The organism is Roseovarius tolerans (assembly GCF_900109855.1).
In the GTDB taxonomy this organism is placed as follows: Bacteria; Pseudomonadota; Alphaproteobacteria; order Rhodobacterales; family Rhodobacteraceae; genus Roseovarius; species Roseovarius tolerans.
The window spans coordinates 111,989-132,407 of record NZ_FOBO01000003.1 but is presented as its reverse complement, the minus strand read 5'-3'; the positions used below and the strand labels follow the sequence as shown (position 1 = coordinate 132,407).

The following is a 20,419-nucleotide window of genomic DNA, read 5'->3' as shown; positions in this document are numbered from 1 at the left end:
CTCAGTTCTCCAGAAGGTCGGTCTGGTTGATCAGCGCGGGGTCGAGCGCGTCGCCCGCGTCACGCGCGACGCTGCTTTCGGCCTCAAGCTCTGCGATATAGGCATCAAAGGCCGCCTGACGCAGTTCACCCGTCAGTTCGTCACGCACCTCGTCAAGCGCGGGGCGTTCCTTGACCCGGGTCTCCTTGAGCTGGATCACGTGCCAGCCGAATTGCGTTTGCACCGGAGCCGAGACCCCGCCCTCACCAAGAGCCGCGACCGCGTCGAAGAAAGCAGGCACCATGACGCCATCGCCGAACCAGCCCAGATCCCCGCCCGAAGGACCGGAAGGACCGGTGGAGTGCTCTTGCGCGAGGGCCGCGAAATTGGCCCCGTCCTCGATCTCCTCGATCAGCTTTTGCGCCTCCTCCTCGGTTTCCACGAGGATATGCGCGGCCTTGTATTCGGTCTCGGGCTCGGCACCCGAATAGCGCGCCTCATAGGCCTCTTGCAGCGCCTCATCGGTCAGGGCGTCGTTCAGCACATCATCGGCCACATCCGCCGCGAGGATCGCGCGGCGCTCATTCTCGAGTTGCACCTGCGCGGCCAGCGACGGCGTGCCTTGATGCGCCTGCATCAACAAGGTCTGCTGCACCAACTGATCCAGCACGCCCTTGAATAGCACTTCTGGCGGGATCTGATCGTATTGTTGCGGAAGGCCCGCGCGCAGCGCCAGCATGTGCCCCAGCGTGATCTCGGTGTCACCCACGGTGGCGACGACGGTTTTGGCGGAGGGGTCATCCTGCGCCATGAGCGGCGTGCCCAGCATCAGCCCGGCAGCAAGCGCGGTCGAGGTCATCATACGGCGAAACATGGAAACATCCCTTTATTGCGTGACGCGACACCGGGCGTGACGGCGCGCGACGTTGACACTTTTCCGGCGGCCCCTTACATCGCCTCGTAACCAAGGCGCGAGCCGACAACTTGCGCCCGTTTTAGGGCGCGCGGGCGAGCGGGGCAAGCGATTGCCTGTCACGGACAGTCAAAACACCAGAACGGATAAAACATGTTGGGTATTGGAACGGTCGCGCGAAAGATCTTCGGCACACCGAACGACCGCAAGATCAAGGCGACGCGCCCGCTGGTCGAAAAGATCAACGCACTGGAACCCGAATACGAGGCCCTGAGCGACGACGGGCTTATCGCCAAGACGGAAGAGTTCCGCAAGCGTATCGCCGACGGCGAGAGCCTCGATGCGCTCTTGCCCGAGGCCTTTGCCAATTGCCGCGAGGCGGCCCGCCGCGCGCTTGGACTGCGCGCCTTCGATGTGCAGCTGATGGGCGGCATCTTCCTGCATCAGGGCAACATTTCCGAGATGAAGACCGGCGAGGGCAAGACCCTTGTGGCGACCTTCCCCTGCTATCTCAATGCGCTTTCCGGCAAGGGCGTGCATGTGGTCACCGTGAACGACTATCTTGCCCGGCGCGATGCCGAGTGGATGGGCAAGGTCTTTGCCGCGCTCGGCATGACCACGGGCGTCGTCTATCCGCAACAGCCGGAAGCCGAGAAAAAGACCGCCTATGGTGCTGATGTCACCTATGCCACCAATAACGAGCTTGGGTTCGATTATCTGCGCGACAACATGAAAGCCTCGCTCGAAGAGATGAACCAACGCGCGCATAATTTCGCCGTGGTAGACGAGGTCGACAGCATCCTGATCGACGAGGCGCGCACACCGCTGATCATATCGGGCCCTAGCCAGGACCGCAGTGAACTGTATCAGACCATCGACGCACTGATCCCGGAATTAAGCGACGATCACTATTCGCTCGACGAAAAAACCCGCAACGTCACCTTCACCGATGACGGAAACGAGTATCTGGAAAACCTCCTCAAGGAACGTGGCATCCTGCCCGAGGATCAATCGCTCTACGACCCCGAAAGCACGACCATCGTGCACCACGTCAACCAGGGCCTGCGCGCGCACAAACTGTTCAACAAGGACAAGGATTACATCGTGCGTGACGGTGACGTCGTACTGATCGACGAATTCACCGGTCGCATGATGGCGGGGCGCCGTTTGTCGGATGGCCTGCATCAGGCCATCGAGGCCAAGGAAGGCTGCCAGATCCAGCCCGAGAACGTGACCCTCGCCAGCGTGACCTTCCAGAATTATTTCCGCCTCTATGACAAGCTGTCCGGCATGACCGGCACCGCCGTCACCGAGGCCGAGGAATTCGCGGAGATCTACGGCCTCGGCGTGGTCGAGGTGCCCACCAACCAGCCGATTGCGCGGGTTGATCAAGACGATGCCGTCTATCGCACCCAGCAGGAAAAATACGACGCCATCGTCGAGGAGATTCGCGACGCCCATGGCAAGGGACAGCCGATCCTCGTCGGCACCACCTCGATCGAGAAATCCGAGATGCTGAGCACGCTGCTGACCAAGGCGGGGATCACGCATAACGTGCTCAACGCCCGCCAGCACGAGAAAGAGGCGCAGATCATCGCCGATGCCGGCAAGCTGGGTGCGGTGACCATCGCAACCAACATGGCCGGGCGCGGCACCGACATCAAACTCGGCGGCAATCTCGATTTCCAGATCATGGAGGCGATTGCTGCCGATCCCGAGGGTGACCCCGAGGACATCCGCCGCCACATCGAAGAAGCACACACCGCCGACGAAGAGGCCGTCAAGGCCGCAGGCGGGCTCTTCGTGCTCGCCACCGAGCGCCATGAGAGCCGCCGCATCGACAACCAGCTGCGCGGTCGCTCGGGCCGTCAGGGCGATCCGGGGCGGTCGGCCTTTTTCCTCAGCCTCGATGACGACCTGATGCGCATCTTCGGCTCAGAGCGGCTGGAAAAGGTGCTCTCGACGCTTGGCATGAAGGAAGGCGAAGCAATCATTCACCCTTGGGTTAACAAATCGCTGGAACGCGCCCAGGCCAAGGTGGAAGGGCGCAATTTCGATATCCGCAAGCAATTGCTGAAATTCGACGACGTGATGAACGAACAGCGCAAGGTGATCTTCAAGCAGCGCCTCGACATCATGAAGGCCAAGGATCTCAGCGAGATCATCAGCGACATGCGCGCCGAGGTTATCACCGATCTCGTCGACCAGTATATGCCGCCCAAGACCTATGCCGATCAATGGGATACCGAGGGCCTTCATGCTGCGGTGATCGAGCATCTCAACATGGATCTGCCGGTGATTGATTGGGCCGCCGAGGAGGGCGTGGACGACGAGGAGATCATCGAACGCCTGGACAAGGCCGCCGACGAAATGATGGCCGCCAAAGCCGCCCAGTTCGGCCCCGAGAGCATGCGCATGATCGAGAAGCAGGTGCTCTTGCAGACCATCGACGGCAAATGGCGCGAGCATCTGCTGACGCTCGAACACCTGCGCAGCGTCGTTGGTTTCCGCGGTTATGCTCAGCGCGATCCGCTCAACGAATACAAGAACGAGTCGTTCCAACTCTTTGAGACCATGCTCGACAGCCTGCGTATGGACGTGACCAAGAAGCTCTCGCAGATCCGTCCAATGTCGGAAGAAGAGCAACAGTCACTGATGCGCGAATTGCAGGAGCAGCGCGCCGCGATGGAGGCCGCCGCACAGCCCGAAACCCCCGCCGAACCATCCGCAGAGGGTGCGCCGGGCTTTGTCGAGAGCGATCCCTCGACATGGGGAAACCCGGGCCGTAACGAGCCCTGCCCCTGCGGCTCCGGCAAGAAATTCAAGCATTGCCACGGACGGCTGAGTTGAGAAAAATCGCCTGATTGAGACCTTTTCCCTGCCATTGGGAAGCCATTATTAACGCCTAGCCTCTATACCAACCGTGTTTTGGTATGGAGAGCACTATGTCAAAGGCTCGACGTTACATCATTGCGGGCGGCACCTTTGCCTGCGCGCTTGGAATTGGATTTTTCATGCAGGCGCAGGCGCCGTCGCACCAAGTGGCTGCGATGCAATCGGTCTCGGTTCCGGTGCTCAACAAACCAGTGGAAATTTCCCAGATCGAACTGACATCTGCCGCGCCCACACCTCCTGCGGCGATGCCGGGCCCGGTCGCGCTCCCGGCGGTACCGGTTACGCTCGCCGTGGCCGAGGAGACGGTGACACCCGACATCCTGCCGCAGGAAGAGGTCGCCCCGACCTTCACATGCGACTACGAGATGGATGCCGCGCTGCGCAAGGGCGCGATGGTCGAACTGGCCGTGTCAGCCCCCTGCCGCATCAACGAGCGTTTCACGGTTCATCACAACGGCATGATGTTCAACGCCGCGACCGATAGCGCCGGGCAAAGCAGGCTTGAAGTGCCGGCGCTGAGCGAGAGCGCGGTTTTCATCGTGTCTTTCGCCGACGGCGAGGGGGCGTTGGCGACGGCGGATGTCGATACGCTCCCACTCTACGATCGCTTTGTCGTGCAATGGAGCGGCAGTTCAGACAGCCTCTCGCTGCACGCCCTCGAATACGGCGCAGATTTCGGTGAGGCGGGTCATATCTGGGCCGCATCCACGCAGGACAAGGCACGCGGAATCGCAGGCGAAGGTGGGTTTCTGACGCGTCTTGGCATCCCCGGCACCGATCAGGGCCTGATGGCCGAAGTCTACACCTTCCCCACCGGCACCGCCACGCGCGCCGGCGACGTGACCCTGCGTGTCGAGGCCGAGGTTAGCGCGGCAAATTGCGGCCGCGACCTCGAGGCGCAGACCATCGCCACCGGCGATGCTGGGCTCAAGGTGCAGGATATTGTGCTGGCCATGCCCGATTGCGAGGCCGTCGGAGAGTTTCTGGTGTTGAAAAACCTGTTCAATGACCTGAAGATCGCGCAAAACTAAGACCGCGTTTTTCAGGGGGGCAGGACATGACAGCATTGCGTGCGGCGATCCTCGCCGCACTTTGTCTTCTGGTCATTCCGATCGCGGTCGCAGCACAAGATGTGACGCTCCGCTCTCATGATGGCTCTGTCGAAATATCCGGCAACCTTCTGGGCTTTGACGGCGAATTCTATCGTGTCGATACGGTATATGGCGAATTGACCGTCGATGGATCAGGCGTCGCCTGCGAGGGGCCCGGCTGCCCCAATCTCGAGGCCTATGTCGCGCGGCTGGTGTTTTCCGGCGCGCCGGCAGTCGGCCGCATTCTCATGCCCGCCCTGCTCGAAGCCTTTGCCATTCGTGGTGACTACGATCTGCGGCGCGTGACCGACACGCCGACGGAACTGCGTTTTGATCTGCATACCGGTCAGGACGCCACCCTGATCGGGGAATTCACCTTTCGCCTGACCAATACCGATGAGGGGTTTGCCGACCTTCTCGCCAACGAGGCGGATATCGCCATGACATTGCGCGAGATTCGGCAAGGTGAACTGGAGCGCGCACGAGAGGCAGGGCTTGGCAATCTCTCGGCACCGGGACGGGCGCGAGTGCTTGCGCTGGATGCGCTGGTTCCAGTCGTAGCTCCAAGCAACCCCACGCAAGGCATCAGCCTGCGGCAATTGTCGCGCGCATTGGCGGGCGAGATCGTGAACTGGGCCGATCTGGGCGGCCCGGATGCGCCAATCGATATTCACCTGTGGTCGGCGGAAACCGGGATCGGACAAGCCAGTGTCGATCAGGTGCTTGTCCCCGAAGGCCGCCGCCTGCTGGAACGTGTCGAACGGCATGCCAATGGTGCAGCCTTCGCCAAGGCCGTCGCGAGCGATCCTTTTGCGCTCGGTCTCACGACGCGCTCCGAGCAGGGTGACACGTGGGAATTACCCATTACCGGGGCCTGCGGATTTGCGCTGCGCGCGACGCGCCGGGCGGTCAAGACCGAGGATTACCCGCTGACCGCGCCACTCTTTCTCTATCTCCCCGCACGCCGTCTGCCCAAGCTGGGCCGCGAGTTCATCGCCTATTTGCGCGATCCCTCGGCGCAACTGGTCATCCGTCGCGCGGGATTTGTCGATCAGACCCCCGAGGAGATCGAGATCAACGCGCAAGGCGACCGGTTCGCGAATGCGATCGCGCAGGCGGGCGACGAACTGGGGTTGGGCGAGTTGCAGCGCATGGTGCGCACGCTTGCCCCGCTCAAGCGACTGACCACCACGTTCCGCTTCGAAACCGGATCGGTCCGGCTCGATGCCCAGTCCCGTTCCAACGCGCAGCAACTGGCAAGGGCACTGGAGCTTGGACTGTATGACAATCGCCGTTTGGTCTTTGTCGGGTTCTCCGATGGCGAGGGCCCGGCCGAAACCAATCGCGAGATCGCCCTGCGGCGGGCCGAAACGGTGCGGCGGGCCGTTGTCCGGGCCGCTGAAACCGCCCGGCTCGAACAGATCGACCTTGCCGTTGAGGCGTTCGGCGAGGCGATGCCCATGGCCTGCGACGATACCGCCTGGGGCCGCCAGGTGAACCGTCGGGTCGAGGTCTGGCTCCGCTAGAGATAGCCGTCCGCGCGAAAGCTCACCTCGCCTGCACGCCCGATGACCACGTGATCGTGCAGCGTGATACCCAGCACTTCGGCCGCGCGACCGACCTGCGCGGTCATGTCGATATCCGCCGCCGAGGGTGTGGGATCACCCGAGGGGTGATTGTGCACGAGGATCAACGCGCTCGCATTGAGTTGCAGCGCGCGCCTGACCACCTCGCGCGGATAGACCGGCACGTGATCCACCGTTCCGCGCGCCTGTTCCTCATCCGCGATCAACACGTTCTTGCGGTCTAGATAGAAAACGCGGAACTGTTCGGTCTCGCGATGTGCCATGCTGGCCCGGCAATAGGACAGCAGCGCCTCCCAGGACGAGAGCACGGCTCGGTTCATCACCCGCGCCTGCGCCAGCCGGTGCGCCGCCGCCTCGACCACCTTCAACTCGCAGATCACCGCTTCGCCCACGCCAGCGACCCCCGAGAGCCGCTCCGCCGGGGCGGAGATGACCCCGGCGAAATCACCGAACATGTCCAAGAGTGCGCGCGCCAGCGGTTTCACATCGCGGCGCGGAATGGCGCGAAAGAGAACGAGTTCCAGCATCTAGTAATCCGGTACCGCCTGTGCGCCGCCATCAAGGAAGCGCGCACGCAATCGCTGCCGGTGATCGCGGATATAGGATGGCTGGGCGGCGGACAGGGTGACTGGCGTCGCCGTCTGGGGCGCAAAGAGCGGCAATAGCCGCTCGGAAAAGGCAGGGGCATCTGTCATGCCCCTACCCTGCCAATGGAGCGTTAGAAAACGGTTAACGCGCGTCCAGCATCAGCTTTTCATCGAATCCCAGAAGTTCTTGACCGACGAAAAGAAGCTCTTGCTCTCGGGGTTGTTATCCTCGCTCAGCGCATCGAACTCACGCAACAACTCTTTCTGCTTCGAGGTGAGGTTGACCGGGGTTTCCACAGCCAGTTCGATGAACATGTCGCCGGGCGCACCGCCGCGCAGGGCTGGCATGCCCTTGCCGCGCAGCCGCATCTGGCGACCCGACTGTGACCCTGCGGGGATCTTGACGCGGCTGCGCCCGCCCTCGATCGTCGGAACCTCGATGTCGCCGCCAAGCGCGGCCTTGGCCATCGACACCGGCACCCGGCAGAAGAGGTTGGTATCCTCACGTTCGAACAGCTCGTGCTTGGTCACCTCGATGAAGATATAAAGATCACCCGCCGGACCGCCGCGCATACCGGCCTCACCCTCTCCGGCGAGACGGATGCGCGTGCCGGTCTCGACGCCTGCGGGGATGTTCACGCTGAGCGCGCGATCCTTCTGCACACGACCCTGCCCCTGGCAGACCTTGCAGGGATTCTTGATGATCTGGCCGATCCCACCACAGGTGGGGCATGTGCGTTCGACGGTGAAAAAGCCCTGCTGCGCACGCACCTTGCCCATGCCCGAACAGGTCGGACAGGTTGTAGGCTGTGCGCCACCCTCGGCCCCCGAGCCATCGCATTCGTCGCACGGCACGGCAGAAGGCACCTTGATGCTTTTTTGCAGGCCTCCATAGGCCTCTTCCAGGGTTACGCGCAGGTTATAGCGCAGGTCGGCACCGCGGGCCGCGCGCTGACGACCGCCACCACGGCCGCCACCCATGAAATCGCCAAACAGATCGTCGAACACGTCCGAGAATGCCGAGGCGAAATCGCCCTGCCCTGCCCCGCCGCCGAACCCGCCGCCGGGACGCGCGCCGCCGCCGCCCATACCGCCATCAAAGGCGGCATGGCCGAACCGGTCATAAGCGGCCTTCTTCTCGGGGTCTTTCAGGACGTCATAGGCCTCGCCCGCTTCCTTGAAATGCTTTTCGGCGTCCGGATTGTCGGAATTGCGGTCGGGGTGAAGCTCTTTCGCCTTGGTGCGGTAGGCTTTCTTGATCTCGTCTGCCGAGGCGCCCTTGGAAAGCCCGAGCACTTCGTAATAGTCACGTTTGGCCATCTGGGATCTCCTTGATGTCGGAGCGTGGGGGCCGGTCCGGCATTAAACCGAACCGGCCCACTTGGTCCGAAACGTGCCTCAGGCGCGCTTGTTGTCGTCGAGATCCTCGAAATCGGCATCGAGGATGTCATCTTCGTCACCCCGCGCCTGATCGGCTCCCGCAGGCTCATCCTGACCGTCGTCCTGGCTGGCCTTGTAGATTGCCTCGCCCAGCTTCATCGAGGCCTCGGCCACGTTCTGAATACCGGACTTGATCTTGTCGACATTCTCACCCTCAAGCTCGTCCTTGAGCGCGGCGACGGCCAGCTCAATCGCCTCGACGGTCGTGGGGTCGACCTTGTCGCCATGCTCCTCAAGCGATTTCTCGGTCGAGTTGATAAGGCTCTCGGCCTGGTTCTTCGACTCGACGAGTTCGCGGCGGGCCTTGTCGGCCTCGGCGTTTTCCTCGGCCTCCTTGACCATGTTCTCGATATCTTCTTCCGAGAGGCCGCCCGACGCCTGAATGGTGATCTTCTGCTCTTTGTTCGTGCCCTTGTCCTTGGCCGAAACAGAGACGATGCCGTTGGCGTCGATATCGAAGGTCACCTCGATCTGCGGCATGCCACGCGGGGCGGGCGGGATATTCTCGAGGTTGAACTGGCCGAGCATCTTGTTGTCGGACGCCATCTCGCGCTCACCTTGGAAGACACGGATCGTCACGGCCGACTGATTGTCTTCGGCAGTCGAGAAGATCTGGCTCTTGTTGGTCGGAATCGTGGTGTTGCGGTCGATCAGACGGGTAAAGACTCCGCCCAATGTTTCGATGCCGAGGCTAAGCGGCGTGACGTCGAGCAGCACCACGTCCTTGACGTCGCCTTGCAGCACGCCCGCCTGAATGGCAGCCCCCATGGCCACGACCTCGTCGGGGTTCACACCCTTGTGCGGCTCTTTCCCGAAGAACTTCGTCACTTCCTCGACGACCTTGGGCATGCGGGTCATGCCGCCCACCAGAACCACTTCATCGATCTCAGAAGCCGACATGCCGGCATCCTTGAGCGCCGCAGCGCAGGGCTTCATCGAGGATTTGATCAGGTCGCCCACAAGGCTCTCGAGCTTGGCGCGGGTCAGTTTCACCACCATGTGCAGCGGCTGACCGTCCGACCCCATCGAGATGAACGGCTGGTTGATCTCGGTCTGGCTTGAACTGGACAGTTCGATCTTGGCCTTTTCGGCGGCTTCCTTGAGACGTTGAAGCGCCATCTTGTCCTTGGTCAGGTCGACGCCATGCTCTTTCTTGAACTCGTCGGCGAGGTAGTTGACGATCCGCATGTCGAAATCTTCACCACCAAGGAATGTGTCCCCGTTGGTCGCCTTGACCTCAAAGAGGCCATCGTCGATTTCGAGAATGGTCACGTCGAACGTGCCGCCACCAAGGTCATAGACGGCAATGGTGTGCGTTTCTTTCTTGTCCAGACCGTAGGCGAGCGCCGCCGCCGTCGGCTCGTTGATGATGCGCAGCACTTCAAGACCGGCAATCTTGCCGGCGTCCTTGGTGGCCTGACGCTGCGCGTCGTTGAAATAGGCGGGAACGGTGATGACGGCCTGCGTCACCTCTTCGCCGAGATAGCTCTCGGCGGTTTCCTTCATCTTGCCGAGGATGAAGGCGGAAATCTGGCTGGGCGAGTATTTCTCGCCGCGCGCCTGCACCCATGCGTCGCCATTGCCGCCATCAACGACGGTGAACGGCATGTTCTTCTTGTCCTTCGCGAGATCGGGATCATCGACGCGACGACCGATCAGGCGCTTGACGCCGAAAATGGTGTTTTCGGGGTTGGTGACGGCCTGCCGCTTGGCGGGCTGACCGACAAGGCGTTCATCCTCGGTGAAAGCCACGATCGAGGGCGTCGTGCGTGCGCCTTCGGAATTTTCGATCACGCGCGACTGAGCGCCGTCCATGATCGCGATGCAGCTATTCGTGGTGCCGAGGTCAATACCAATCACTTTGGCCATGTTTTCGATCCCTTCTACTTAGGCGATATGACGAAGGCCCGACCCGTTTCGGCATCCGGCCCCCGATGAGGAGCAGACCCGCGACGTGCCGCAGTGCCTGCGTTTCTGCGCGTATATAGGCAGCGCCGTGTGGGGCTGCAAGCATTGGGACGTAATGGAATCGTGCAATTTGGTATAAAATGACCATCTGGCACAAAGAGGAGACCACATGCCCCAACCAACCCTGACCCTGCGCGGCGTGGCAATCTACAAGGGCTGGCTGTCGCCCGAGACGCAGGCAGCGATGGTGGACGAATTGCGCGGTGTGGTCGCGCAGGCCCCGCTCTTCACCCCCGTTACCCCGCGAGGCAAGGCTATGAGTGTGCGCATGACCTCTGCCGGACGCTATGGCTGGGTCACCGACCGGCATGGCTATCGCTATGAACCGACCCACCCCGACGGGCTGCGCTGGCCGCCGATTCCAGAGAGCGTGCTGACCATCTGGCGCGCACTTGTAAGCGAGGCGCGGCTGCCCGATTGCTGCCTGATCAATCATTACACCGAAGGCGCGCGGATGGGATTGCATCAGGATCGTGACGAGGCGGATTTCTCATGGCCGGTCCTGTCGGTGTCCCTTGGCGACGACGCGCTCTTTCGCGTCGGCAACTGCACACGCGGAGGCCCAACCGAATCGGTCTGGCTGAATTCGGGTGACGTGCTTGTCATGGGTGGTGCGGTGCGCCTGATCCATCACGGGGTTGATCGCATACGGCCCGGCACCTCGTCGCTGTTACAGGGCGGCGGACGGATCAACCTGACCTGCCGGGTCGTGGATTAACGCCGCGCATCCCAACTGCGCGAGGCATATTGCCGGGTATAAAACTCGCCCATCAGCCCGACCACCAATAGAACGATGCCCACATAGATCGGGTATTCCAGCGACGTCTTGTGCGGGAAATAGTTGATGAAAACGAACCCCCTCGCCTGATCGATATTGTGAAACAGCGGGTTCCAGGAAAACATGTTGTACATGAAGGGCGGCAGGGTGTTGACCACGAACATCTTGCCCGAGGCGATCATGTTGGCGCGCTGGTAGACCGTTGCAAAGATCGACACGAAGGTTGGAAGCCACGGCTTGATCGCCAACAAAACCAAGCCCACGGCCACCCCTGTGAACCACGCCAGCAGGACCATGCCGAAGGCTGCGATCGGCTGATAGATCGTGATCGGCGTGAATCCCACATGGTAGACGAACAGGATGACGAACATCGACAACACCTGGATGTAGAGTGCCCCAAGCGCCGAAGAGGCGATCGCCACGATCGTGTTCATGGGTGCATGCTGCATCATCGGCGAGGATGGCCCATCCGCCCCGAGAACCGCACCCATGCCCTTGATATGCGTGAGATACAGAAAAATCCCCGACATCATGAACAGCAAGAAGTCACCGCGCAGCTTCGCGCCGCGAATGCCAAGAACCGTGAACATGAGATAGAACGCCAGCACCATGATAATCACGGTCATGATGTTCAACACGAGCGCGATCACCGCGTTGCCATGCGCCTGACGCACGCTCCGCACGGTCGCATGGTAGATCACGTCAAGGATGATGATCGCGGAATGCAGGCTCGATCTTGGGCGTGCGGTCTTGAACATCGGAAAAACTGCCTGAATGCCGTTGGATTTCTTGCGCGGGTTTCTTGCTGTCCCATTCAGACCCTATCATAAGGGGCACCGGGTAATCCATTCATTAAGGGCGCAAAGTGGCGTCTTCCGGGCAAAGGAGCGACAATTTGGAGTACGACACGCTTGTGGCAGAGATGCGGCGACTGGCATTGGAAGCTGGCGACCGGATCATGGAAATCTACGAAGCAGATGATTTCGACGTGAAGGTGAAGTCTGACGCAAGCCCCGTAACCGAGGCCGACGAGGCCGCCGATGCGATCATTTCCGCCGGTCTGCGCGCAGCCTTCCCCGACGTGGCGCTCGTTACCGAAGAACAGGCCGCGTCGCATGGTCAAAGCGTTGACACGTTCCTGATCGTCGATCCGCTCGACGGAACCAAGGAATTCATCAACCGGCGCGGCGACTTCACGGTGAACATCGCCTATGTCGAGAACGGCACGCCTACCCGCGGTGTCGTCTATGCCCCGGCAAAGGGCCGCATGTTCTACACCCTCGCCGATGGCACTGCCGTAGAGGAGGACGGCCCCTTCGACAAGGCAGCCCCCGGCCCACAACGCGCCATCCGCGTCACACGTCCTGACAATGACGCGCTAATGGTGGTGGCGTCGAAGTCGCACCGCGATCAGGCAACCGACGACTATATCGGCAAATACGCCGTGAAAGACATGACAAGCGCGGGGTCTTCGCTCAAGTTCTGCCTTGTCGCCACCGGCGAGGCCGATCTCTATCCCCGTGTAGGGCGCACCATGGAATGGGATACCGCCGCCGGGCATGCCGTCCTGTCAGGGGCCGGCGGGCATGTGGTGCGCTTTGACGATCACACACCGCTGCGCTACGGCAAGGACGGCTTTGCCAACCCGTTCTACATCGCCCATGCGCCGGGCATCGACCTCAAGAAAGCCTGACATGAGCGTTCTCATTGCCATCCCCGCCCGCTACGCATCGACGCGCTATCCCGGCAAACCCCTCGCCGAGTTGCGCGGGACAAGCGGAGAGGCCCGGTCGCTCATCCGCCGCTCATGGGAGGCCGCCTGCGCGGTCTCGGGCGTCGACAGGGTGGTCGTGGCCACCGATGATGACCGGATCAGAACCGCCGCCGAGGCATTCGGTGCCGAGGTGGTGATGACCTCGCAGGAATGCGCGAACGGCACCGAGCGTTGCGCAGAGGCGCATGCCGCCCTTGGCGGCGGCTTCGACATCGTTGTGAACCTGCAGGGCGACGCACCGCTGACCCCGCACTGGTTCGTCGAGGACCTGGTGGCGGGCCTTCGCGCCGACCCCGCGGCAGAGGTGGCAACGCCGGTGCTGCGCTGCGATGGCGCGGCGCTCAACGGGTTTCTGGCCGACCGCGCGGCGGGCCGCGTGGGCGGCACGACCGCAGTTTTCACCCGCGACCGCCACGCGCTCTATTTCTCCAAAGAAGTGGTGCCCTTCACCTCTCAGACCTATGCCGACGATGCGCAGACCCCGGTCTTTCACCATGTCGGCGTCTATGCCTACCGCCCCGAGGCGCTCGCCGCCTATCCCGGCTGGGCACCGGGGCCGCTCGAAGGGCTGGAAGGGCTGGAACAGTTGCGCTTTCTGGAAAACGGCCGCGCCATACTCTGCGTCGAAGTCGAAGCCCGCGACCGCCAGTTCTGGGAGTTGAACAACCCCGAGGACCTGCCTAAGATCGAAACGATGATGCGCCAGATGGGGCTGGACTGACCGCCGCCTGACAGGGACGCAAGGCGTCCCGCACCGTCGGTTCCTTGGACCGAAGCAATGACGGCAAGTCATAGAGACATTTGGTAACATGGTGCCGGGGGCGGAATCACACTTATCGATCAAGATCTTGTATTTTATTAATTTCATGAATCCTCTTGTGCCCCTCCTACCCCCATATGTACCCCTGTGGCGGCATCCATTTGATTCCAAGTATTTGAAAGATCAGTGTGATTCCATGTTTAGGAACCAAATTGAATGTCCAGTTAAGTCTCAGTTTGTCCAGCATCGTCTAGAGTAATTCGAAAATTGTAGCGCGTCTAGAAGGACGGCGGGAGAAGCCTCGCTGCTGCTCCGGACGCACCCGACCAGAGCATACCCGTACGTGGAGCTCCAGTCATCCATTGCCAGTACTGAGATTGACGATCGCACAAACGGCCCATTCCGGACATTGACCGGCTCCGTCAACGCTGCGGTGCGGCTTCCCAAAAACAGACATTGATCATTTGGTCAGGGATTTGGTTCAGCGGTGTCTGGTGTGTGGGCAGACTCGTCGTCTCAAATCTTTTGAACCAACTGCTCGCTCCCTCTCCCGCTCGCATCTTCTTTCGGAAAGGCTTTTGTAGAATGATCTGATTATTTACACTGTATCCATGGCTTACCTCTACTTGGACGATAGTAAACATCACCCACATGGGTTTTCCCTGGCGGCTTTCGCGATCTGTGACGCTGACCCACACGAGGAACTCGAGGCGCTTTTTGTGGAGTGTGGGTTCGATTTATCAAGCTACGAATACAAATCCTCGACAGCAATGCGCGACAATCCAGGTCTGCAGCGCTTGCGCAACGCACTAAGGGGTTTTGTAAGCTCCAAGTGCCAGATCGCCGTCTGCATTGTTGATGGCGACAAGCAGATCGGCCCCGCGTCTCTTGCGCTCCTGAAGAAAGCGATCTTGCACCCAAAGCTGCGAGGTCAACGCCATCAAGTTTTCTTTGATGAAGGTCTTTTCTCATCGGAAAGCAGAGCAAAAACTATTGCTTCAGAAATTAGCGGTCTTGACGATTGCACAATTCATTTTGAACAGGACTCGCAGCGCGTTTCAGGCATCCAAGTGGCTGATCTCATTGCTCACACTTGCGGAACGATGCTTCTCGACGCACTTGGGAAAATCAACAAGATCGTCAACGTGCCAAACTCAGGGTATGACGACGGTGTTGAAATCGATCTCGGGTTCGAGATGTGGGCAGGCATACGCTACTCGTTTTTGAGCGTGGGCAGCGGCGCAGATATCGACGATGAAGACTTTGCTGTCGTGCTAGTCGAACCACACGGATTGTACATTGATCCAAGTGCATCCCCAGAGGTTTCAGTAGCCGCACCTAAACGGTTCGGCTCGATGTATCTCGGGTGCATCCATTGAGCGATCATCTATCTAGAGTATCTTCGTGCTCGGCCCAAAGCCGACCTTCACGGCCAAAACAGAGAACGGCAGGTTTGAGCCCAAGGCGGACATGCCAAACGAGGTCCAGCGAGCTTCCGTTGCGAAATGGTGGAGCGTTGCCTAACCTGCCGGTATGAAACACAGCGCCGCATCATTTTTTCGGGTGTGCTTAGTACTGACCTGTGCAATCGCCTGGAGCGCAAAGCCCGCCCGGAGTTTCGAGACGCCAGATATTCTGGTTCTCGGTGACAGTCAGATCACTTTTGGGGCGGGACCAGCTTACTTAGCATTTTTCCAATCTTTGTCTCGGCGCTGTGCCAGTCAGACGAACTGGCGGCAACGACAGGTGCTGCGCCGCCTTAAAGCGACAGCAATAATCGGGGTGCGTTCGACCGCGCTTAGGGAATGGTCGGCTCGTAGTACAAAGGGTAAGGCAGATGTCTGCAAAATTCACCCACGTTTCAAAAGGAACGCCGGCGCATTTGGCACTGTTAATCGCGAACGAGAGAAGTATGTGCAGATTGGCGTTGGTCCGGACTTTCAGTTCTGCAAGCCAGGGCTGTCCCCGATGGAAGCTGCAATCACTCCCGGATATTATCAGCCAAAATTGCTGGTCCTCTCATTTTTGGGAAATGCTGCGGCTGATTGGGCAGCCGACCCTGCCACCGCACAGCGTGACGTCCGGCGGGCGATATCACAGGTACCAAAAGGATTGCCCTGTGTTTTCATGACAACCGCACCCAGCTTTCAGTCTGCAGCCAACAAACTGCGATTGACGGCACAATCCAATGTCCAAGCGGCTTTTGAACAGGAGGGGGATAAATGCCGATTTGTCGGCGGAGTGCGCAAGGACACAATAGCCCTCATGATGTCGAACAAGCGCAATTTCCGTTTGTCCGAGCAAAACAAGGTGAAAGACCCATTTCATCCTACTGACCGCGGAGCCCGGCGATATCTGAAGGCGGTCAAACCGCAATTGTGCAGTGCAATTTTATCCGCTTTGGGCGAGTAGATCAGAAGCGGGGTGCGCAACGCGCCTCACAGACTGGGTACAGTTTTCAGCTCCCTGCGTCGTAGAGATTGTCACCATAGCTTGGTGCAGGTTCAACTTGCGCGCAGGCGGCAAGGCCAAAAAGCGCAATGAGCAATATTGATTTCGCGACTTTCATAAATTGGCATCCTTTTAAGTGGTGTCCTTACGAGTTGACTTCCCAAACAAATGAACTGTGGATAACTCAATTACCAAGGCTTGGTTAAGTCGTTCTCGGTTCGAAGGTTACCATGAAACGTGATGTAGTTGCTGATTTTTTGTAGTCTTGGAAATGGTCACTTGTAGGTACTTTAGCCTATGAGCGAATCATAATTCGCAAATCCACACATATCGCCAAAGGCTGGCTCGAAAAGCATAGAAAAGCAAAGTCCGCTTCGTCCCGCTCAGCGGAAAAACAGCAATCCCCAATGAGGGGATTGCCGCACGCATCATGCAATAACTGGTACCATCACTGGTTACACGGTGCATCTTTGCAGGTGGAAGCTGTCCAAAGGGAGGTCCGTTCTAGCCACAAACGTGAAAGATTGAGCCAATTCGGAAACACTCGGTTTCTGAACATGAAAGAACTGACCCGAGTCCGCTAGCCCCTTCGCTAAGCTTGGTTCGTGTAGCGGTACCAGGGATTGAGACCCGAAGAGTGCGCCAGAAAAAATGATAAGCGCCAAGTGATATTGAAGTCTGCTTTGTCCGCAACCCGGTCATAGCCGTGTTTCCTGCCAGTGTCTGGCCTAGGTTAAAGCAGTGGTTTACGATGCGACCAGTTTATAGGTCCAGAGCCTAGGTAGCTGTTGACTTGCATAAATGAAAGCGGACCCCAGTCTGAGGGTGATTATGACCATAGCGAAGTGGGTTCTGAAATGCTTCATGTCTCGAAACCGTCAACCAACCGTCTGAACATTGAACTGTCGGGCGCACTTGATGCAGAAGCTATGGGGTCAGCGCTCCATAACCTCATTGAGAAATCCGAAGGCATCACCAACGGTAAGATGCTCTACAGAATCTCTGATTTTGAAATGCCGACTTTGAGTGCGATGGCTGTCGAACTCCAGCAGATGCCGAGGCTTTTTAGCTTAATCAACAAGTTCGAAAAATGCGCTGTGCTCTCGGATACAGCTTGGATCCGAACCGCAGCAGAGATTGAGGGCGCCATGTTTCCTTCACTCGCGATAAAGAGCTTTGCAATGAAAGATATTAAGGCGGCTGAGGCTTGGCTAGACGACCAAACGCATGAAGAAAGTGACAGGGACGACGATGAGAACTTTCCAGTCTAAAATCACACGCTCGCGGGTGTCCTGCTCTGGGCGACTGCTGAAGAAGCTTAACCCAGATGAAACCCAAGAAGTTCTGATGTGCCGTTAGATTGGCAAGGGCGCAGAACGCTTTTGGTATGCGACTACCTTTGCCTTGAGCATAGGAGTGGCAGTGCTGAAGAACTTTGGAATGCTTATCAGGGAACCTGAATGGAGGGCGCCATTAAAATGGAAACCTGGCTTTTTACAGAAGAGGAACCACCAGAAATGAGTAAGCACGTCAGGCCTGAGTATGTCTAAGACTGTTCCTTCCAGAACTGATATATCCCGGCCACTGATTTTGGGATTTCCTGCGCAGCAGCGTTCAGTGTCTTGTCTAGTTCCTCCTGCGGTATGCCCATCACTGAGTTTCCGTTGTCGTCCAGAATGTGAACCAGAATAGGCGTCAAAAGGCGAACACCATTGCCGCTCTCCGTAAGTCTCAGCCATTCTTTGTTACGGAGAGCAACTGCCTGCATGAACCCCTCACACCAGTCCATCGCAATCACATGGCCCTCTTTGGCTTGCCAAAATATCGGCTCTACCTCAGGTGGGTCCTTTGACAGATCAGAAATTGAACCGCCGTAGAGAGTGATGATGGCTTCAATCACCCAATCGGGGATGCCTTCAACGTGCCCACCTAAGGCGACTGGCACCCACTCCTCTGGCTGGATCGTGACAGGCGAACAAGCGATTCCATGAATGAACCCATCCAAATCTGAAATACACATGCAGTCATCCGGCATTTCATCCGAAGACAGGTAATCATCAAGCTCATCAAGGCTGACCATATGGCAATCTCTAAACTAGAGTGGAGAGGATCATGGTGGTGTCGCCAAGCATAATTACGGAGCAAAGCATGCGCAAATCTGTCGATCAAGGCGTTCGCATTTAAACTTCTTTCATTAACGTGGTTATCGACGGTGACAAGAATGGTCGAGACTTGACCGTTGTCTCAACTAGATCAGACCTTCGCCAACGACTTAGCCACTGTCCGGTCTGCGGGACTTAGCCGACCTTGGAGCCCAATCCGCAGCGCTGCTGTTCAGCCCGCCATACCGGACATTCGCTGCAGTCGATCAATTCGCCCGGCAACCTAATCGCACAGCTCAGCCACGAAGACGGATCAGACGATCCAATGTGCGGCACGCAGAAGGTGCATCCTCGAACACGAGGTCGATGTCCACAAGGTCCGTCAGGCGTTTTGGGTCGACCTTCGAAGCCGGTGCGACGCCGATGATTGCTTCAGGCATGATGATGCGCATCCCCACGACCAGCCGCACCAGCGCTTCCAGCCTTTGTTCAGTGCTCAGTGAGAGGCCGATGAAATGCGGCCGGGTATTCTCGACATGCGCGATGAGTGCTTCGTGATCGGTGCAAGTCTGAAGGTCAATCTCCCAGCCAACGTCTCGGAACATATCCGCGGCGACGGTGATCCCTATGCCGTGATCCTCACCCGGAACGGTCGCAAACAGGGCGTAACGGCGATTGTCCAATGCATGGTGCTGCACTGAATGACTTTCGGCCCTCAAGGCTCGCATCAGGGCGTAAAGGTGACCGGTTCCGTATGTCACTTGCAGTAAGGATAACCTGTCCTCCTCCCACCCTTCTCCCAGGTAACGCGCTGCGGCAGTGATATAGCTTAGATAAACGCCTTGCCGGGTCAGGCCCTCGGCACGGCGGTTTTCAATGAAGTGCAGGGAGACTTGAGGATCGGGCTGGATTAGCGCGTCGCAAAAGGCGGAAATGTCCTCCTCAGGTATAACAGGAATGTCGAATGCCGGACCAAGTAAATTGGCTGAGACAAGACGTCTTGCGATGTCGTCGGCAAGCGCCTCGACCGCATCGGGAGGAAAGGTATCACGCTTTGATGCAAAGAGAGACGTCGTCCGTGAGAACACTTCTGCGTCGAATGCAGCCTGCGGTTTGCCCATTTAATATTCCCCCCGGGAGTTGAGCTTAGCGTAGCCTGCGATTCGTTCAATAGGCTCATGTTGACGTGAGAAGAACTTCGCATGGATGTCGGCTTTCCGTGCTTCACGTCAGATGCTGCGCTTTGGTGCAATGACGGGATTGGGCTCTAAGCGGTCATGCGGTAGCTCGGCGGGGACCTTCCGGTTCGGGCTCGCCCGCTATCGCTCAAGGCCCATATTGGATCTCGCGTATCTGCAGCGAAGTTCCGCTTCCCGCCCGACCTGCATTCTGCTCGTCGATGCATGTATAGATATCCGGCTCTCCTGCTCATAACGAGCATAGCGTCATTCGCGGACATGATATGCTAATTCCTAGCGCGGTATGTGAAGATTGCCTCGGTAGGGATTTGCCCTGCTATCCAGACCATGACCTTTATAATTGCACCTCTGGGGTCCAGCCGACTGAGAAGAGATCAACCACGGGTTTTGGTGTCAGGACACTAACCTCTCTCGATTCATTTACTTCAGCAACTCGATAACCGGAGAAACTCCATCTCAGGAAGTAGCCGTTCCACCGCAGAATCGGAGCCTCATCGCCGACAAACATCGTGCCATCCGGAAGCTCCGCAGGCTTGGCTTGAAATGTAACCTTTGCACCATTTCGAGAAATGCGTGCTGCATGCAGAATCTTATCGATCAACTGCGGCACGGAGCGATTGCCTGCAGGGCATCCATGGACCTGACACCAGGCGTCAACGAATGATCTGTAGCGGTCCCTCCGACACGTCGCGCAGGGGCGATGCCCAGCACTAAGCGCGGTCGCCTCATCGAGAAAGAACAGCCGAGTATAGCGTCCGGGGGTCATTACGACCTGTTTGCGCCCCTTATAGTTAAGCGCACATGTTACCCAATTCTGATGTGCATGGGTCCGGAGGATGTTACCCTGGTCATCATGAATGATACCCCGGTTACCCATTAGGGTTCCTCTGGATGAG

At 58.8% G+C, this 20,419-nt stretch carries 16 protein-coding genes and 1 pseudogene; 9 read left to right on the top strand and 8 right to left on the bottom strand.

Translation table 11 applies throughout. The features are described from left to right. Position 1: 1 nt before the first annotated feature. Entirely contained in the window at positions 2-853 is an 852-nt protein-coding gene (locus tag BMX04_RS03785) for a peptidylprolyl isomerase (RefSeq protein ID WP_074785078.1), read from the bottom strand. A gap of 192 nt (positions 854-1,045) precedes the next feature. Between BMX04_RS03785 and secA the strand changes: the two genes are divergently transcribed. The 3 genes from secA to BMX04_RS03770 all read left to right on the top strand — a co-directional run bounded on the left by secA (position 1,046) and on the right by BMX04_RS03770 (position 6,404). Next, positions 1,046-3,742: a preprotein translocase subunit SecA gene (gene secA, locus BMX04_RS03780; protein WP_074785077.1), complete on the top strand. Its 2,697-nt coding sequence runs from the start codon at positions 1,046-1,048 to the stop codon at positions 3,740-3,742. Between the two features lie 95 nt (positions 3,743-3,837). Then, complete coding sequence (locus BMX04_RS03775; RefSeq protein ID WP_074785076.1) at positions 3,838-4,818, top strand: hypothetical protein; 981 nt, start codon at positions 3,838-3,840, stop codon at positions 4,816-4,818. A gap of 26 nt (positions 4,819-4,844) precedes the next feature. Next, positions 4,845-6,404, top strand: a complete 1,560-nt coding sequence (locus BMX04_RS03770) for a phosphate ABC transporter substrate-binding/OmpA family protein (RefSeq protein WP_074785075.1) — start codon at positions 4,845-4,847, stop codon at positions 6,402-6,404. Here the strand turns inward: BMX04_RS03770 and radC are convergent. The 3 genes and pseudogenes from radC to dnaK form a co-directional block, all read right to left on the bottom strand. Then, positions 6,401-7,159: pseudogene (radC, locus tag BMX04_RS03765) on the bottom strand (RadC family protein). The gene BMX04_RS03770 and the pseudogene radC sit on opposite strands and share 4 nt — an antisense overlap. 51 nt (positions 7,160-7,210) lie before the next feature. Beyond that, a complete protein-coding gene (dnaJ, locus tag BMX04_RS03760; RefSeq protein ID WP_074785074.1) occupies positions 7,211-8,371 on the bottom strand; it encodes a molecular chaperone DnaJ in 1,161 nt (386 codons plus the stop codon). 78 nt (positions 8,372-8,449) lie between these two features. Continuing rightward, a complete protein-coding gene (gene dnaK / locus BMX04_RS03755; protein WP_074785073.1) occupies positions 8,450-10,360 on the bottom strand; it encodes a molecular chaperone DnaK in 1,911 nt (636 codons plus the stop codon). 208 nt (positions 10,361-10,568) lie between these two features. On the opposite strand from dnaK, the gene BMX04_RS03750 reads away from it, so the two are divergent. Beyond that, positions 10,569-11,177 (top strand): alpha-ketoglutarate-dependent dioxygenase AlkB family protein, encoded by a 609-nt coding sequence (locus BMX04_RS03750; RefSeq protein ID WP_074785072.1) that lies wholly within the window; start codon positions 10,569-10,571, stop codon positions 11,175-11,177. On the opposite strand, the gene BMX04_RS03745 is transcribed toward BMX04_RS03750, so the two are convergent. After that, positions 11,174-11,995 (bottom strand): ABC transporter permease, encoded by an 822-nt coding sequence (locus BMX04_RS03745; protein WP_074785071.1) that lies wholly within the window; start codon positions 11,993-11,995, stop codon positions 11,174-11,176. The genes BMX04_RS03750 and BMX04_RS03745 overlap by 4 nt on opposite strands. Positions 11,996-12,132: 137 nt before the next feature. On the opposite strand from BMX04_RS03745, the gene cysQ reads away from it, so the two are divergent. The 5 genes from cysQ (at position 12,133) to BMX04_RS03725 (ending at position 17,493) form a co-directional block, all read left to right on the top strand. Further along, a complete protein-coding gene (gene cysQ / locus BMX04_RS03740; protein WP_074785070.1) occupies positions 12,133-12,930 on the top strand; it encodes a 3'(2'),5'-bisphosphate nucleotidase CysQ in 798 nt (265 codons plus the stop codon). Between the two features lies 1 nt (position 12,931). Then, positions 12,932-13,732, top strand: coding sequence for a 3-deoxy-manno-octulosonate cytidylyltransferase (locus BMX04_RS03735; protein ID WP_074785069.1), 801 nt, complete (start codon positions 12,932-12,934; stop codon positions 13,730-13,732). Positions 13,733-14,382: 650 nt separating this feature from the next. Then, entirely contained in the window at positions 14,383-15,150 is a 768-nt protein-coding gene (locus BMX04_RS03730; RefSeq protein WP_074785068.1) for a DUF3800 domain-containing protein, read from the top strand. A 154-nt stretch (positions 15,151-15,304) separates the two neighbouring features. Continuing rightward, positions 15,305-16,183 (top strand): SGNH/GDSL hydrolase family protein, encoded by an 879-nt coding sequence (locus tag BMX04_RS19005; protein WP_139194489.1) that lies wholly within the window; start codon positions 15,305-15,307, stop codon positions 16,181-16,183. Between the two features lie 896 nt (positions 16,184-17,079). Beyond that, positions 17,080-17,493 carry a SpoIIAA family protein gene (locus BMX04_RS03725; protein WP_074785067.1) on the top strand — a complete coding sequence of 138 codons (414 nt, stop codon included), beginning with the start codon at positions 17,080-17,082 and terminating at the stop codon, positions 17,491-17,493. A gap of 275 nt (positions 17,494-17,768) precedes the next feature. Here the strand turns inward: BMX04_RS03725 and BMX04_RS03720 are convergent, their stop codons facing one another. From BMX04_RS03720 to BMX04_RS19000, 3 genes are all read right to left on the bottom strand, one after another. Further along, complete coding sequence (locus BMX04_RS03720) at positions 17,769-18,302, bottom strand: YecA/YgfB family protein (RefSeq protein WP_074785066.1); 534 nt, start codon at positions 18,300-18,302, stop codon at positions 17,769-17,771. 318 nt (positions 18,303-18,620) lie between these two features. Continuing rightward, complete coding sequence (locus tag BMX04_RS03715) at positions 18,621-19,445, bottom strand: cobalamin B12-binding domain-containing protein (RefSeq protein WP_074785065.1); 825 nt, start codon at positions 19,443-19,445, stop codon at positions 18,621-18,623. A 412-nt stretch (positions 19,446-19,857) separates the two neighbouring features. Beyond that, positions 19,858-20,124, bottom strand: a complete 267-nt coding sequence (locus BMX04_RS19000; protein ID WP_139194488.1) for a hypothetical protein — start codon at positions 20,122-20,124, stop codon at positions 19,858-19,860. Positions 20,125-20,419 lie beyond the last annotated feature (295 nt).

Excerpts from the sequence above, each read along its gene's own strand:
- BMX04_RS19005 (WP_139194489.1), top strand. The coding sequence starts at position 15,305 with ATGAAACACAGCGCCGCATCATTTTTTCGGGTGTGCTTAGTACTGACC.
- BMX04_RS03785 (WP_074785078.1), bottom strand. The coding sequence starts at position 853 with ATGTTTCGCCGTATGATGACCTCGACCGCGCTTGCTGCCGGGCTGATG.
- dnaJ (WP_074785074.1), bottom strand. The coding sequence starts at position 8,371 with ATGGCCAAACGTGACTATTACGAAGTGCTCGGGCTTTCCAAGGGCGCC.
- BMX04_RS03715 (WP_074785065.1), bottom strand. The coding sequence starts at position 19,445 with ATGGGCAAACCGCAGGCTGCATTCGACGCAGAAGTGTTCTCACGGACG.
- BMX04_RS03750 (WP_074785072.1), top strand. The coding sequence starts at position 10,569 with ATGCCCCAACCAACCCTGACCCTGCGCGGCGTGGCAATCTACAAGGGC.
- BMX04_RS03735 (WP_074785069.1), top strand. The coding sequence starts at position 12,932 with ATGAGCGTTCTCATTGCCATCCCCGCCCGCTACGCATCGACGCGCTAT.
- dnaK (WP_074785073.1), bottom strand. The coding sequence starts at position 10,360 with ATGGCCAAAGTGATTGGTATTGACCTCGGCACCACGAATAGCTGCATC.
- BMX04_RS03745 (WP_074785071.1), bottom strand. The coding sequence starts at position 11,995 with ATGTTCAAGACCGCACGCCCAAGATCGAGCCTGCATTCCGCGATCATC.
- BMX04_RS03720 (WP_074785066.1), bottom strand. The coding sequence starts at position 18,302 with ATGGTCAGCCTTGATGAGCTTGATGATTACCTGTCTTCGGATGAAATG.
- secA (WP_074785077.1), top strand. The coding sequence starts at position 1,046 with ATGTTGGGTATTGGAACGGTCGCGCGAAAGATCTTCGGCACACCGAAC.
- BMX04_RS03730 (WP_074785068.1), top strand. The coding sequence starts at position 14,383 with ATGGCTTACCTCTACTTGGACGATAGTAAACATCACCCACATGGGTTT.
- BMX04_RS03770 (WP_074785075.1), top strand. The coding sequence starts at position 4,845 with ATGACAGCATTGCGTGCGGCGATCCTCGCCGCACTTTGTCTTCTGGTC.
- BMX04_RS03725 (WP_074785067.1), top strand. The coding sequence starts at position 17,080 with ATGCTTCATGTCTCGAAACCGTCAACCAACCGTCTGAACATTGAACTG.
- BMX04_RS03775 (WP_074785076.1), top strand. The coding sequence starts at position 3,838 with ATGTCAAAGGCTCGACGTTACATCATTGCGGGCGGCACCTTTGCCTGC.